This is a genomic window from Rhodococcus sp. DN22 (assembly GCF_036669995.1).
GTDB classification, from domain to species: domain Bacteria; phylum Actinomycetota; class Actinomycetes; order Mycobacteriales; family Mycobacteriaceae; genus Rhodococcus_F; species Rhodococcus_F erythropolis.
This window is the reverse complement of sequence record NZ_CP133326.1, coordinates 5,508,293-5,522,058: the sequence shown is the minus strand read 5'-3', so window position 1 is coordinate 5,522,058 and position 13,766 is coordinate 5,508,293. Positions and strand designations below refer to the sequence as shown.

12 protein-coding genes are annotated in these 13,766 nt (G+C 62.5%); 9 read left to right on the top strand and 3 right to left on the bottom strand.

Annotated features, from left to right (window positions below; genetic code table 11):
• Positions 1-24 precede the first annotated feature (24 nt).
• Entirely contained in the window at positions 25-765 is a 741-nt protein-coding gene (fabG, locus tag RA302_RS25320) for a 3-oxoacyl-ACP reductase FabG (protein WP_003940214.1), read from the top strand.
• A 72-nt stretch (positions 766-837) separates the two neighbouring features.
• Positions 838-2,034, top strand: a complete 1,197-nt coding sequence (locus tag RA302_RS25315) for a CaiB/BaiF CoA-transferase family protein (RefSeq protein WP_007729534.1) — start codon at positions 838-840, stop codon at positions 2,032-2,034.
• A gap of 5 nt (positions 2,035-2,039) precedes the next feature.
• Here the strand turns inward: RA302_RS25315 and RA302_RS25310 are convergent, their stop codons facing one another.
• Positions 2,040-3,260, bottom strand: a complete 1,221-nt coding sequence (locus RA302_RS25310; RefSeq protein WP_007729531.1) for an acetyl-CoA C-acetyltransferase — start codon at positions 3,258-3,260, stop codon at positions 2,040-2,042.
• A 309-nt stretch (positions 3,261-3,569) separates the two neighbouring features.
• On the opposite strand from RA302_RS25310, the gene RA302_RS25305 reads away from it, so the two are divergent.
• Positions 3,570-4,760 (top strand): acyl-CoA dehydrogenase family protein, encoded by a 1,191-nt coding sequence (locus RA302_RS25305; protein ID WP_030537200.1) that lies wholly within the window; start codon positions 3,570-3,572, stop codon positions 4,758-4,760.
• A 50-nt stretch (positions 4,761-4,810) separates the two neighbouring features.
• Here the strand turns inward: RA302_RS25305 and RA302_RS25300 are convergent, their stop codons facing one another.
• Positions 4,811-6,481 (bottom strand): chitobiase/beta-hexosaminidase C-terminal domain-containing protein, encoded by a 1,671-nt coding sequence (locus RA302_RS25300; RefSeq protein ID WP_030537199.1) that lies wholly within the window; start codon positions 6,479-6,481, stop codon positions 4,811-4,813.
• A gap of 182 nt (positions 6,482-6,663) precedes the next feature.
• Here RA302_RS25300 and RA302_RS25295 point away from each other — a divergent pair, with 182 nt between their 5' ends.
• Complete coding sequence (locus RA302_RS25295; protein ID WP_030537198.1) at positions 6,664-7,554, top strand: LysR family transcriptional regulator; 891 nt, start codon at positions 6,664-6,666, stop codon at positions 7,552-7,554.
• On the opposite strand, the gene RA302_RS25290 is transcribed toward RA302_RS25295, so the two are convergent.
• A complete protein-coding gene (locus RA302_RS25290; protein ID WP_051720896.1) occupies positions 7,488-8,432 on the bottom strand; it encodes a LysR family transcriptional regulator in 945 nt (314 codons plus the stop codon). The two genes, RA302_RS25295 and RA302_RS25290, sit on opposite strands and share 67 nt — an antisense overlap.
• 187 nt (positions 8,433-8,619) lie before the next feature.
• Here RA302_RS25290 and RA302_RS25285 point away from each other — a divergent pair, with 187 nt between their 5' ends.
• Genes RA302_RS25285 through RA302_RS25265 form a run of 5 tightly spaced genes read left to right on the top strand, consistent with a single transcriptional unit; the run spans position 8,620 to position 13,763 of the window.
• Positions 8,620-10,179 (top strand): long-chain-fatty-acid--CoA ligase, encoded by a 1,560-nt coding sequence (locus tag RA302_RS25285; RefSeq protein ID WP_030537196.1) that lies wholly within the window; start codon positions 8,620-8,622, stop codon positions 10,177-10,179.
• Entirely contained in the window at positions 10,176-11,222 is a 1,047-nt protein-coding gene (locus tag RA302_RS25280) for an MBL fold metallo-hydrolase (protein ID WP_030537195.1), read from the top strand. Before RA302_RS25285 ends, RA302_RS25280 begins: the two co-directional genes overlap by 4 nt.
• 37 nt (positions 11,223-11,259) lie before the next feature.
• A complete protein-coding gene (locus RA302_RS25275; RefSeq protein ID WP_030537194.1) occupies positions 11,260-12,021 on the top strand; it encodes a crotonase/enoyl-CoA hydratase family protein in 762 nt (253 codons plus the stop codon).
• Positions 12,018-12,830: an enoyl-CoA hydratase-related protein gene (locus RA302_RS25270; protein WP_030537193.1), complete on the top strand. Its 813-nt coding sequence runs from the start codon at positions 12,018-12,020 to the stop codon at positions 12,828-12,830. The genes RA302_RS25275 and RA302_RS25270 overlap by 4 nt, the downstream gene beginning before the upstream one ends.
• Before the next feature lie 30 nt (positions 12,831-12,860).
• The gene (locus RA302_RS25265; protein WP_338478375.1) at positions 12,861-13,763 is read left to right on the top strand and encodes a LysR family transcriptional regulator; all 903 of its coding nucleotides are present in this window, start codon (positions 12,861-12,863) and stop codon (positions 13,761-13,763) included.
• Positions 13,764-13,766 lie beyond the last annotated feature (3 nt).

Genomic DNA, 13,766 nt, shown 5'->3' with positions numbered 1-13,766 from the left:
TTTAACCTCACGAACGGAGTGGACATGGGATTGTTGGACGGCAAGGTTGCGGTAGTGACCGGCGGAGCCCAGGGCATCGGGCTCGAAATTGCGCGCACCTTCATCAAGGAAGGCGCGACCGTCGTTCTCGGCGACATCAACGAAACCGTGGGAACGGCTGCGGTCGCCGAACTCGGTGGAGAGTCGGTCGCCCGTTTCGCTTCCTGCGACGTGCGTGACTCCGGACAGGTCGAGGCCATGCTCGATCTGGCCGAAAGCGCTTTCGGTCCAGTCGATGTCATGGTCAACAACGCCGGCATGACGCGCGACGCCACGATGCGGAAGATGACCGAGCAGGACTTCGACGACGTGATCGCCGTTCACCTCAAGGGCGCCTGGAACGGAACACGCGCTGCCGCCGCCCGCATGCGCGAGCGTGAGACGGGCGCGATCGTGAACATCTCGTCCATCTCCGGCAAGGTGGGCATGCTCGGGCAGACCAACTACTCGGCCGCGAAGGCCGGGATCGTCGGTCTGACGAAGGCCGCGGCAAAAGAGGTCGCGTTCAAGAACGTTCGCGTCAACGCCGTTCAGCCCGGACTGGTCCGCACGGCGATGACCGAGGCGATGCCCGAACGGATCTGGAACGAGAAGCTTGCCGAGATTCCGATGGGGCGCGCAGCCGAGCCTTCGGAAGTTGCTTCGGTTGTGCTGTTCCTCGCGAGCGACCTCTCGAGCTACATGACCGGCACGGTTCTCGAGATCACCGGCGGCCGCCACATCTGATCCGTCCTGTTCGAGTGCAAGAATTCAGAGTGTGAGAATTCTGGGTGTAAAACTTCTGGGGTGACTACTGACATGGGACAGCCGAACTCGGATCTTCCGCTCGACGGAATCACCGTAGTTGCACTCGAACAGGCGGTGGCGGCACCGCTCGCCACCAGACATCTCGCGGACATGGGTGCGCGGGTGATCAAGATAGAACGCGTCGGCGAGGGTGACTTCGCGCGTCACTACGACCAGGCGGTTCACGGTCAGGCATCACACTTCGTGTGGCTCAACCGTTCCAAGGAATCGATCGCCGTCGATGTGAAGTCGGAAGCCGGCCGGCAGATCCTTCTCGATCTGGTCGCGCGAGCCGATGTGTTCCTGCAGAACCTGGCTCCCGACGCAGCCGCGAGACTGGGGTTCGGCGCGGAGGAACTGCGCGATAAATACCCACGGCTCATCGTGATCGACATGTCCGGCTACGGCAGTGCCGGCCCGCGGCGCGAGCGCAAGGCCTACGACATGTTGGTCCAAGCCGAGACCGGAATGATCTCCGTGACAGGCACACCGGAGACGGCCACCAAGACCGGCATCCCGGTCTCCGACATCGCGGCAGGAATGTACGCGCTGACTTCGATTCTGAGCGCCCTGTTCCGTAGAGAGCGAACGGGCAAGGGAGCGCTCGTCGAGGTCTCGATGTTCGATTCCACCGTCGAGTGGCTGGGCCATCCGATGTACATGAAAATGTATGCGGACAAGCAGATTCCACGTGTCGGTCTCGGCCATGCCGCGATCGTTCCCTACGATTCGTATCCCACGGCCGACGGCGAAATCCTGATCGGCGTCCAGAACGATCGTGGATGGCGAGCGCTGATGGTGGACGTGTTCGAGCGAGAGGATCTGGTCGATCATCCGCGTTACCGCACCAACATCGTGCGCGTTGAAAACCGTGGCGAGGTAGACGAATTGGTGGGCTCTCTGACGCGTCTGTACTCGACGACAGATCTGGATCAGCGTCTGGCCGCCGCTGGTGTTCCGGCCGCGGCACTCAACGACATGGCCGGTCTGCTGGAACATCCGCAGCTGGAGAAGCGTGCCAGATGGCGGTCCGTGGGCACCGAGAACGGTCCGATCGATGCCGTGCTGCCTCCGATGACGTATTCGGATGTCGAAATGCGCATGGGTGACGTTCCGGCACTCGGCCAGCAGACGGATTCTCTGCTGGCCGAGTTGGGACTTACGGGCGACCGGATCGCGGAACTTCGCCGCGACGGATCGATTGGTTAACGCTTCTAGCGTCGCAGGTTCTCGAACACCGCGGCAATCCCTTGTCCGCCACCGATACACATGGTCTCGATCCCGTACCGTGCCTGGCGCCGGTCGAGTTCGCGCAGCAGATTGGCGAGGATCCGCCCACCGGTAGCGCCGACAGGATGTCCGAGCGAGATTCCGGAACCGTTGACGTTGAAGCGTTCTTCGATGTCCTGCGCGCTCAATCCCCAGGCTTTGGCGCACGCGAGAACCTGGGCGGCGAAGGCCTCGTTGACTTCGATGAGGTCGATGTCGTCCAGCGACAGATCGACACGGGAGAGAGCCTTCGCCACGGCAGGCACCGGTCCGATGCCCATCCGGTTCGGCTCCACACCGGCCACACCCCAGCTGACCAGTTTCGCGAACGGCCGCAGGCCCAGCCGTTCGGCGTTGGCCGCAGTGGTGACGATGGCCGCGGCTCCGGCGTCGTTCTGGCCGCAGGCGTTTCCGGCGGTGACTGTTGCTTCGGGGTCGACGCGACCTCGAATGGGGCGCAGTGCAGCAAGATCGGACAGTTGTATCCCTCGGCGCGGATGCTCGTCTTGGGTGACGACTGTCTGCTCACCACGGCGTCCGGGGACCGAAACGGGAATGGTCTCGTCGTCGAAATACCCGCTGTCCTGGGCGTGAACGGCCCGTTCGTGCGATCGCACCGCGTATCGGTCCTGCTCGTCGCGGGTGATCGAGTACTCCCGGCGCAAGTTCTCGGCGGTCTCGATCATGCCGCCTTCCACCGGAAAGTTGACTCCGCCGGAGTTCGTGCGCGGTTTGGCCAATCGGTCGTGGAACTCGACGGAAGGGCGCTTCGTGCCCCAACGCATGTCGGTGGAGTAGAACTCGGTTCCGCTCATGCTCTCGGCGCCGCCGGCGATGACCAGATCACTCATCCCAGTCTGTACCTGCATCGCGGCGTAGATGATCGCCTGCAATCCCGAACCGCAACGGCGATCGAGTTGTATTCCGGGAACGGACACGTCGAGACCGGCGTCGAGTGCCGCGATTCGTCCGATGGCCGCGGCCTCTCCGTTGGCGTACCCCTGACCGAAGATGACGTCGTCGACATCGGTGGACGCAATGCCGGTTCGTTCGACGAGGCCACGCACAACAGTGCCGGCGAGTGTGGTGACGGGAACGTCCTTGAAGACTCCGCCGAATCCGCCCACCGGGGTGCGAACGGGTTCACAGATGACTGCGTCGTGCATGGAATGCGCCTGTCTCGAGGAGAGTGGGGAATGCGTCGCGTGAACGGGCCGATCGAAGGGCCCACCGCGACCTGGCCTCTCGAATATCCAGCACACGTGGCGCGGTTGTCAACAGCAGGAACGACCTGTTCGGACATAGTTTCCGCCATACGGTTCGTATGCGAAATCGACTTTGACACATATACCCTTCGGGGATTGAATGGATACAGCGTCTCTGCCGCACACACGTCGCGGCGGGATGAAAGTTCCTGGAGTCGAATCAATTTCGTCGACCGGGAGGGCGCGAAGTACCGACTGACAGGTGGAACAGTGACTCGTTTGGCGCAGACGGCGGGATTGACCGAAACTCAGACCGATATCGTCGGGGCGGTACGCGAGTTCGTCGATCGTGTGGTCATCCCCGCGGCGCAGGAACTCGAACACTCGGATACGTACCCGACCGACATCGTCAAGCAGATGAAGGACATGGGTCTGTTCGGACTGACCATCGACCCCGAGTACGGGGGTATCGGCGAATCATTGCTCACCTACGCGCTGTGCGTCGAAGAATTGGCCCGTGGATGGATGAGCGTGTCCGGTGTCATCAACACGCATTTCATCGTGGCTCACATGATTTCGGCGCACGGGACGCCGGAACAGAAGGCGAAGTACCTGCCGCGTTTGGCTTCCGGGGAACTCACCGGTGCATTTTCCATGTCGGAGCCTGCCCTCGGTTCCGATGTTGCTGCCATATCGACCAGGGCGAAGCGGACGGACTCCGGCGATTACGTGATCACCGGCCAGAAGATGTGGCTGACCAACGGGGGTTCCTCGACCTTGGTGGCAGTCCTGGTCAAGACGGACGAGGGCGCGGAGAAGCCGCACAACAATCTGACGACGATATTGATCGAGAAACCCGCAGGTTTCGGCGAGGTACTCCCGGGCCTGACCATTCCGGGCAAGCTCGAGAAGATGGGGTACAAGGGAATCGACACCACGGAGATGATCTTCGACGGTTTCGAGATCGGAGCCGAGGAGGTTCTCGGTGGCACCCCTGGCTCGGGATTCCGGCACATGATGGACGGCGTCGAGGTCGGCCGGGTCAACGTCGCCGCGCGTGCCTGCGGAATTGCCCAGCGCGCTTTCGAACTGGCTGTCACCTACGCCAAGCAACGCGAGACTTTCGGCAAGCCGATCGCCGAGCATCAGGCCATCGCGTTCCGGATCGCCGAGATGGGCACCAAAGTCGAAGCGGCACATCTGATGATGGTCAACGCTGCCAGGCTCAAGGACTCGGGTGAGCGCAACGATGTCGCCGCGGGTATGGCGAAGTATCTGGCGAGTGAATTCTGCTCGGAGGTCACCCAGGACAGCTTCCGTATCCACGGCGGATACGGCTATTCCAAGGAATACGAGATCGAGCGGTTGATGCGTGAGGCGCCGTTCCTTCTGATCGGTGAAGGCACCAGCGACATCCAGAAGCAGATCATCAGCAAGGGCCTGCTTCGCACGTACAACTGAGCCGAGAAGCGGCACCGCGAATATGCGCGGTGCCGCTTTGTCGTGTCGGGTCAGCGGGTGAAGGCCAGGGTTGTCACCGGTGACCGGTTGCCGTATGCGTCAACGGCTTCGACGCGGGCTTCGTATGCGGTGCCCGCTGCGGCGTCGGGAATCGGAATGTCGAGGCTGTTCGGCCGCGGCATGAAGTAGAAGTCCGAGAGCACCTTCGACGAGACCACCTTCGCTCCGGTGGCTGTGTCCGTGACCTCGACGGCGTAGTGGTGCACCATCTGATCGTCCTTGGCCTGCGCGATCCTCAGTGCGGTCGCACCGTTTTCGCCGGTCGTCGCCGAGAGCGGAGTGCTCGAGGTGAACTCCGGCGCGTGCGTGTTCCGTGCGCCCGAGGTGTAGCGGAAGTTGTCCTTGATCTGCTGGTTGGTCGACCCGTCGAGTTCGACCGTCCACCCCGAACCGCTCAGCGTGCCCGCGCTCGAGTACGGCGGCTGCCAGTTGGCTGACCACGCGCCACCGGCGTAGATGTCGTGCTTGTCTGCCGCCATGTTGATTCGGTTGATTTCCGTGCGGTCCTGGTAGACCTCGACGAAGAGCGCTTGGGCAGTGGGTGATTCGAAACGGTTCGCGAGACCGGACTCGGTCACCATCTGGTAGCCGTGATCGATTTCGATGTACGACATCGAGCCGTCGTTGACCGACGTGAAGTCACGCTGATGGATCGACCGGTCGTCGTTGTTGTTCAGATGTGAGTGCCCGGAGAAGAAGATTGCCTGAGGGAAGGCACTCAGGTCTTCGGTCAATCGAGGGTTCGACGCCTGCTGCCCGTCCATGGCTGTGTTGCTTGCCGGCCGGTGTCCCTGGACCAGGATCGGCTTGGTCAGGTTCCCGGACTCCGCGGTGATTTCGGTCAGGCGGGACTTCAGCCAATTGCGTTGCGCTGAATCATTGTTGTAGGTTTCGGTGTTGACCGTGAAGAGATGGACACCATTGACGTCGGATTCGTAGTATCCGCCACCGGAATCCGGGAACCACTCCGCCGGGTACCCGGCTCTGATCGCCGCGAGACTTGCATCGTGATTGCCGTTGGAGATCAGGAGTTGTGTGTCGTTCATGCCCTTCCGGGCGAGGTTTGCCTGGAAGATTTCTGCGACGATCTTGTGGTCGGGCCCCTTGCCGTCTCCGTTGTCGTTGATCATGTCCCCGTTGGAGAGGATAGCGTCGGGTTTCGGGAAGATGGAACCGATTGTGTCGAAGAAGCTTTCGTGCTTCTTGTCGTTGTTCGCGTGATCGCCGACGTGGACGTCGGACATCACGACGACCTGAGCCAGCGGCTTTTCCGACGTCTTGATCAGGTAGCCGAACGAGACGGCCGCGCTCGCGTGATCGCCTCGGAAAGCTGCGACAGTGACGTTGGTGTCCTGCGCGATGTGCAGCGGACGTCCCGGCGTGGCAGCTTGGCTGTCGGTGGTGGGTGTCGTTCCGTCCACGGTGTAGCGGACGGTGGCGCCGCGCTCGGCGGTGAAGGTCAGGTCGACGGGGTGCTCGTACCGTCCGCCGGGGACGCTGACGCCGGGCGCTGCGGGCGGCGTGTTGTTCTCGCCCGAAGAGCTGCCCCATTCGAAGGACGAACTGCCCCAGCCGGGTTCGGCGTGGGATTCGGCGGGGGCGATGCCGGGAACGGCGAGAGCCGCTGTCACGGCTGCTATCGCGATGGTCGTACGTCTCACGAGGATTCCTTGTCTTCGACGCGGTGGTTCAGACCTATCCGTAATTGGTCTGGACCAATTACGGTAGGTGGCGCCGGGTAGAAGAAGGTGTGTCCTGAATGTCCGATTAATGAAGCGTGTGTGAACACCCTGCAGTGCTTGGTACCGGTATACCCGGCTGCGTTTATGGCAAAGTCGATGGAGTGGACCTACGTCAGATCGAGTACTTCCTTGCCGTTGCCGGTGGTGAGTCCTTGTCGACGGCTGCGCAGAATCTGTCGGTCACCAAGCCGTCGCTGTCGCAGGGTATTCGTGGCCTCGAGCGTGAACTCGGAGTCGAACTGTTTCACCGCGTCGGTCGCGGTTTGGTGCTGACGGCAGCAGGTCGGGCGTTGGTAGGGCCGGCGAGGCAGATGACTCGCAGCAGCGCGGCCGCGTTCGACGTCGCGATCGGTACGGCCGACGAGCCTCGTGGCCGGCTCGACATCTGCTCCGCGGCACATGGTCTCGAAGGTCCGATCGCACGCATCGTGGCAGACTTTCGTGAGCGGTGGCCTGCTGTGACCGTTCGGGTCGGTGAGTTGCCGCAGGGTGCAACGTCTGAGCAGGTGTTGGCAGACGGCGCGTGCGAGGTGGTCTTCAGTTACTGGCCACCCGACATGTCGGCGCTGTCCACGAAAGTGTTGGGGGTGAACGAGTACTGGCTGGCAGTGCCGTCGGGGGTTCATCCTGACGTCTGGCCGAATGGTGTGAAACCCGCTGCGGGAGAGCCGGTGTCATTGACGGCATTGCCCGATCTCCCCGTGGTGGGTGTGCTCAAACACTCGCGGGCTCGCCTTGCCATCGAGTCGTCTCTGCAGGCCGCCGGGGCCCGGACTCGGATGTCGACGGAGTTGGCGCAGCGGGAGACCGTCGGCGCGTTCGTCTTTGCTGGTTTGGGCATGGCATTCATGGAGCGTTCGTTGGCCGAGAGGTCGGTCGCGTCCGGCGCGGAGATATTTCCGGTGGAGCCGGCGATCTCACTGAATTACGGCGTCGAGTTCGATCCGGAGACGCTCTCGCCGTTGGGCAGGCTGTTCGTGGAGGGCTTGTGACGTGGGGAGATGTTCTCGATGTACGCAGACCCGGCCGGTGAGAGCGGGCCGTCGCGGTAGACCAAGATCGTCTGCCGGGTGATCGGTGGGAAAAGCGAGCGAACCTCAGATGCCGGGGAGTCTTGTTCGGCGATCGATCTGGGCAGCAGCGCGGCGCCTACACCTTGCCCGACCATTTCCCGGACAGCAAGGCGATCTGGCACTTCCACGACGACGTCGGTGAGTTCCAGATCGTCGTCGATCGAGTGCCCGCGCCGAACTGCGGATGCCTCGACCACCATCGGCAGGCGCGCGACCGCGGTGCGCGGAACCGGATCGGGGAGGTCTGTGGCCAGGCGAATGGGGATCGACAAGACCGTTTCCTGGGTGCTCACGGCAATTTCTCGAAGCCCGTCGGAGACTTCGGCACCCGGGTGGGTCTCGAGAAACCCGAGTTCACACGTACCTGCTCTGACGAGCGCGCGCACGTCCTGTGCGTTGGCGGAGGCGTTCGTGGAGAACCGAATTCCGGGTGCCGTCAGATGGAGGCGTCCGGCGACCTCTGCAACAGGGTCGATGGCGAGATCGGACTGAACTGCTATGGCGAGTTCCCCGGCGCGCAAAGCGGTTACCGCAGCCACCGCGGCCTCGGCCCGAGCAACGTCGGCGAGCAACGTACGGGCAGAATCGGCAACTGCCAGTCCGACCGTGGTGGGAGCCAGACCGCGAGTGGTGCGCTCGAAGAGTGTGGCTCCGAGAGCTCGTTCGAGGTTGCGCACGGCCTGCGAGAGGGACGGTTGCGAGATACGCAGGACGTCCGCGGCGGCAGTGACGCTGCCGTGATCGACGACCGCGACGAGATACTGCGCGCTGCGTATGTCCATGCCGGGTGCCTGCATCTGACGAATTCTCCCAGATGACGGAGCCTTGGCGGCGGTGACTTGCTGCGACCTGCGGACATAGGTCTGAGCTATGGCTCTGTGCGCCTTCTCGTCTTTGTGGCGCAGGCCATAGCGATGGTCGACTGTTCCAGTACCACCGACCGCGGTTCGTGCTCGGTGAGTACCTGGAACACAGGAGCGTGATGTGAGCGAGCTTCACCTACCCAACCGGATACGCCACTCGGCGTCGACACGGCCGTCCGATCCGGCAATCACGTGCGGCGACCGAACGTTGACTTGGGCTGAGCTGGATGGCGAGACCAGCACCTTGGCGAGTGCGCTGGCAGAAGTGACCACAACGGGTGCTCGTGTCGGTGCGCTACTGCGTATGGGGCTCGAAGGTGCGGAAACCTTCATCGCATGTGCGAAGGCAGGCGCTGTGTTCATACCGTTGAACTGGCGGCTCAACCCACTCGAACTCGTCGACATCGCCGAGGACGCGGAGCTCGACGTCTTGATCGTCGATGACGAGTTCGCCGCGGGGGCGGCGGCGATGTCCGCAGCGTTGCCGGACATCGAGGTCATAACCGTGGGAGCTGCAGGGGGCCTGCCGGATTCGCGAACCTGGGCGGAGTTCGTGGCATCAGGGACCGGTGTCGACCCCGGACACGGGCACGATCCGGACGCAGCAGTTCTGCAGCTGTACACGTCCGGGACAACCGGCCGGCCCAAGGGCGTCGTGGCCACGCACCGGAATCTGTACAACGAGCCCGAGGGGTTCGATGTCTACGAATTCGGTTCGAATGCAGTCGCACTCGATGCACTTCCCCTCTTTCACATCGCCGGTGCCGGCTGGATGAGTACATGCTTGTCGGCCGGAGTGCCTTTGGTGCTGCTCGGAGACATGGCGCCTGCTCGGGTCGCTGATGCCATCGCGACCCACCGCGTCACCCACGCATTTCTGGTGCCTGCAGTCATTCAGACGCTGGTAGATCTGCCGACTCTCGACAGTTTCGATCTGACCAGCCTGGAGGTGGTCGCCTATGGGGCGTCACCGATCACTCCGGCGCTCCTCGCCCACGCGATGACTGTCTTGAACTGCAAATTCGTTCAGCGATACGGGATGACCGAGACGACGGGTTCGGTATCCGTCCTTCGTGCTTACGACCATCATGTGAGCGGGCCGCGTTCGGAGTTGCTTCGCTCTGCGGGCAAGCCGATGATCGGCGTCGAGATCTCGATTCGAGACGTCACCACTGGTGAGGAATTGCCGCCCAATAATTCCGGTGAGATCGTCGCGCGCAGTAGAAACAACACTCGCGGATACTGGCGACGTGACCGTGAGACCGCCGAATTGTTCACCCACGACGGTTTCCTCCGAACGGGGGACGCCGGCCATCTGGACGACGAGGGGTATCTGTTCGTCACCGATCGACTCAAGGACATGATCATCACCGGCGGAGAGAACGTCTATCCGATCGAGGTGGAATCCATTCTGGCCGAGCACCCCTCGGTAGCCGAGGTCGCGGTGGTCGGGGTTCCCGACAAGCGCTGGGGTGAATCCGTGACCGCAGTGGTCAAACTGGTCGACGGTGCCGACGTGCCGAGCATCGACGAGTTGATCGCGTTCAGCACAGCGAAGTTGGCGTCGTACAAGAAACCTCGCCAGATCCATTTCGTGGACTCCCTACCTCGCAACGCGAGCGGAAAACTGCTCAAGTCGAGCCTGCGGACCATGCTGAACGCGAGCGGAGAAGCATCATGATCGTGACCGAAGACGTCGGTGTCGCACAACGTGAGGCGTGGGCGAACAAAGTTCTTCCACCGGTCGAACAGGTGCGGGACGGATTGTGGTCGATCCCTGTTCCCATGCCGGACAACCCTTTGCGCTACGTACTCGTCTACGCACTCGCGCTCGACGACGGACTTGCCCTCATCGACGTCGGTTGGGATCACGAACAGTCCTGGCAGGCTCTCGTCGACGGCATAGCATCGATCGGATACCACGTTTCCGAAGTGCGCTATGCGGCAATCACGCACCTGCATCCCGATCACTTCGGTCTGGCGCCGCGTCTTCGGCAGGTCAGCGGCGCGACACTTGCGATGCACGTGGCCGACGCGACGCTCCTCGGGTACCACGGGCCCGAACAGACCCGCGACGACATCAGTGGCTGGAACCTGCAGTTGTCCGAACTCGGCGCACCGGCCGAAGTGCTCGACGCGTCTCGGGTCGACCTGGTGCGGTTCGCTGAGCACGAAACCATCGACATTGTTCTGGGAGAAGGGGATTCACTCGACCTACCCGGTTGGAATCTCCGCGCCCAATGGACACCGGGGCACACTCCCGGACATCTCTGTTTCGTGGAAGAGGACAGAGGCTTGTTGTTCAGCGGCGATCACATGCTGCCGAGGATCAGCCCGAACATCTCCACGATTCCCGGTGAACTCGAGAACCCACTTCATCGTTATCTTCTCTCGCTCGAGGCGACGACAACACTGGGCGAGTGCGAAGTCCTTCCGGCACATGAATATCGATTCCGTGGGATCGCCGATCGTGCACGTCAATTGATGGGGCATCACGAGGAGCGATTGGCGGAGATCGTGGCTGCGGTGCAGGATGAGCCTGAATCCACGGCCTGGGAACTCTCACGCACGATCTCCTGGTCTCGCCCGTTCGAACAGATGTCGCCGCGACTACTTCGCTTGGCAGTCCGCGAAACCCATGCTCATCTTGTTGTTTTGGCCAAGCGGGAGATCGTGACACCGTCCGGCGGCACACCCGTGCGCTGGAGCATTCGCGCGCAGTGACCTTTCAAGAATCTCATCACGGAAGTAGGAACCGAACATGAGCGTCGTGCTCACCGACTTCGCCGACGGCGTTGCCGTCATCACCCTCAATCGTCCCGAGGCCAAGAACGCGGTCAACCTGGAACTCGCACAGGCACTCGCCGCCGCGATCGACGAGTTCGAGGAACGCCCCGATCTCACCATCGGCATTCTGACCGGATCTGGTGGAACCTTCTGCGCCGGTATGGATCTGAAGGGATTTGCGCGCGGAGAGCGGCCATCGCTACCGGGTCGTGGTTTTGCCGGTCTGACCGAGGCACCGCCGTCGAAGCCGCTGATCGCAGCCGTCGAAGGTTGGGCACTCGCCGGCGGTTGCGAACTGGCCTTGGCGGCCGACTTGATCGTGGCGTCCACGGACGCGAAATTCGGCCTGCCCGAAGTGAAGCGGGGACTTGCCGCGGCCGCCGGCGGACTCCTACGTCTGCCGAAAATTCTTCCGTATCAGTTGGCCATGGAAATCGCGATCACGGGGGATCCACTCAGTGCCACCGTGGCGCATCATCACGGCTTGGTCAATCGGCTCGCCGAACCGGGACACGCGCTGACCGTCGCACGCGAGCTTGCGGCCCGAGTAGCGGCTAACGGTCCACTGGCTGTTCGCGCGACCAAGCAGGTACTGGCAATGTCCGCCAAGTACACCGATCCGGATGCCTTTGTCGCGCAACGCGAATTCATCGATCCGGTCTTCACCTCTCGTGATGCCAAGGAGGGCGCCACGGCATTTGCCGAGAAGCGCTCTCCCGTGTGGAGTGGTTCATGAGTGCCGAGACGATCGAGCGCGCGGCCGTAAGCATCGAACGAGACGGTGCTGTCGCGACGATTGTTCTCTGTCGGCCGCACCGCCGCAACGCTCTCGATCTCGACGCCTGGATCGCTCTACGTGAAGCAGTCCTCGAACTTCAAGAGGACGCGCAGATTCGCTCGGTGATCCTGACCGGCGCGGATGGGACCTTCTGCGCGGGCTCCGATCTGGACAAGCGTGGCTCGTCGCACCCGCTCGATCGCATGCGTGTCATCAACGCAACGGCAATCGCACTGAGTGAGTTTCCCAAACCTCTGGTGGCGAAGGTCGACGGGTTTGCCGTCGGAGCCGGATGGAACATGGCGTTGCTCTGCGACTTCGTCGTGGCGGCCAAGGGTGCGAAGTTCAGCCAGATCTTTGCCAAACGGGGGTTGTCTGTCGACTTCGGTGGTTCGTGGATCCTGCCGAGACTGGTCGGCCTCCAACAAGCCAAGCGACTGGTGATGCTTGCCGAGACGATCGACGCACAGGAAGCCTACGAGCTCGGGTTGGTGACTTATCTGGTCGAACCGGCCGAGCTGGACGAACACACGTCAACACTGGCGCAGCGGCTCGCCGCCGGCCCGCCGGCCGCACTGAGTCAGTCTGCCGCCATGCTCGAACGTCACACCTCCCTCTCGTTGCGGGAGGCCTTGGACAACGAGGCGAGGGCGCAAGCGGTCAATTTTGCGACGGATGCCACCGACGCGGTTCGTGCCTTCGTGGAAAAGCGGGAGCCGATCTTCACCGGAGAGTGGGCCGTACCAGGGGCAACTCGGGTGGAGTGAGCGACGGATCGCTGGTCGTATGATGGATGAGTGGATCTGCACTTCGTCACCTACTTCGTCGCTGTTGTCGACCACGGTGGGATAACGAAGGCCGCTCAGGCTCTCTACATTTCGCAGCCCTCGCTGCCACAGGCAATTCGTACGCTCGAGCGTCGACTCGGCGCCACGCTGTTCGACCGGACGGGCAGGCGGTTGGTTCTTACCGACGCGGGCCGCACGTTCGATCTCGCGGCCAGGAGAATCCTTGCCGACGTCGAGCGCGCGAAGGCGAAAGTGACCGCCGTTCGCGAACTCGAGTTCGGTCGTGTCGACGTCGTCTCGTACTCGGCGTTCTCGATCGATCCGATGGTCGAGTTGGTCCGGCGATTCCGGGCCAACTTCCCGAAGATCGTCGTGCGTGTTCTCGACACGTACGGCCCGGCCGGGGTCGACAATGCGTTGCGGCGAGGGTCGGCCGAGGTCGGCGTCACCGATCTGAGTATCGGGTACGAAGGTTTGGTCACGGCTCCGATTGCCACTCAGGAGTTGGTGCTCGCCACCCATGCGTCGTTGTCCGGCCGACTTGCAACGCCGTTGGCGGATCCGGTTCCGCGAGCGCTCTTGCACAGTTTGCCGCTTGTGGTCGATCTCGGTGATCAATCGAATCAGTTCCGGGGCTTGCTCAGCGAAGGCGCCGAGAACGTAGTCGTGGACTGTGTCCACCCTGTGACCACGTGGGAACTCGTGCGTCGAGGAATCGGCGCCACTGTAGTGCCGAGAAGGGTTGCACAACAGCAGATGACAGACGTCTGCGCCTTCTCCTTCGATCCGCCGCTGACACGCGACGTCGGTATCGTCTATCGCTCGGGCGAGCAATCCCCGGCGGCCGCTGCATTCATCGCGACGGCTGCGGAAATGGCCACCTCCGCCGTTCCGTCCACGGAAGAGGAGTGAACT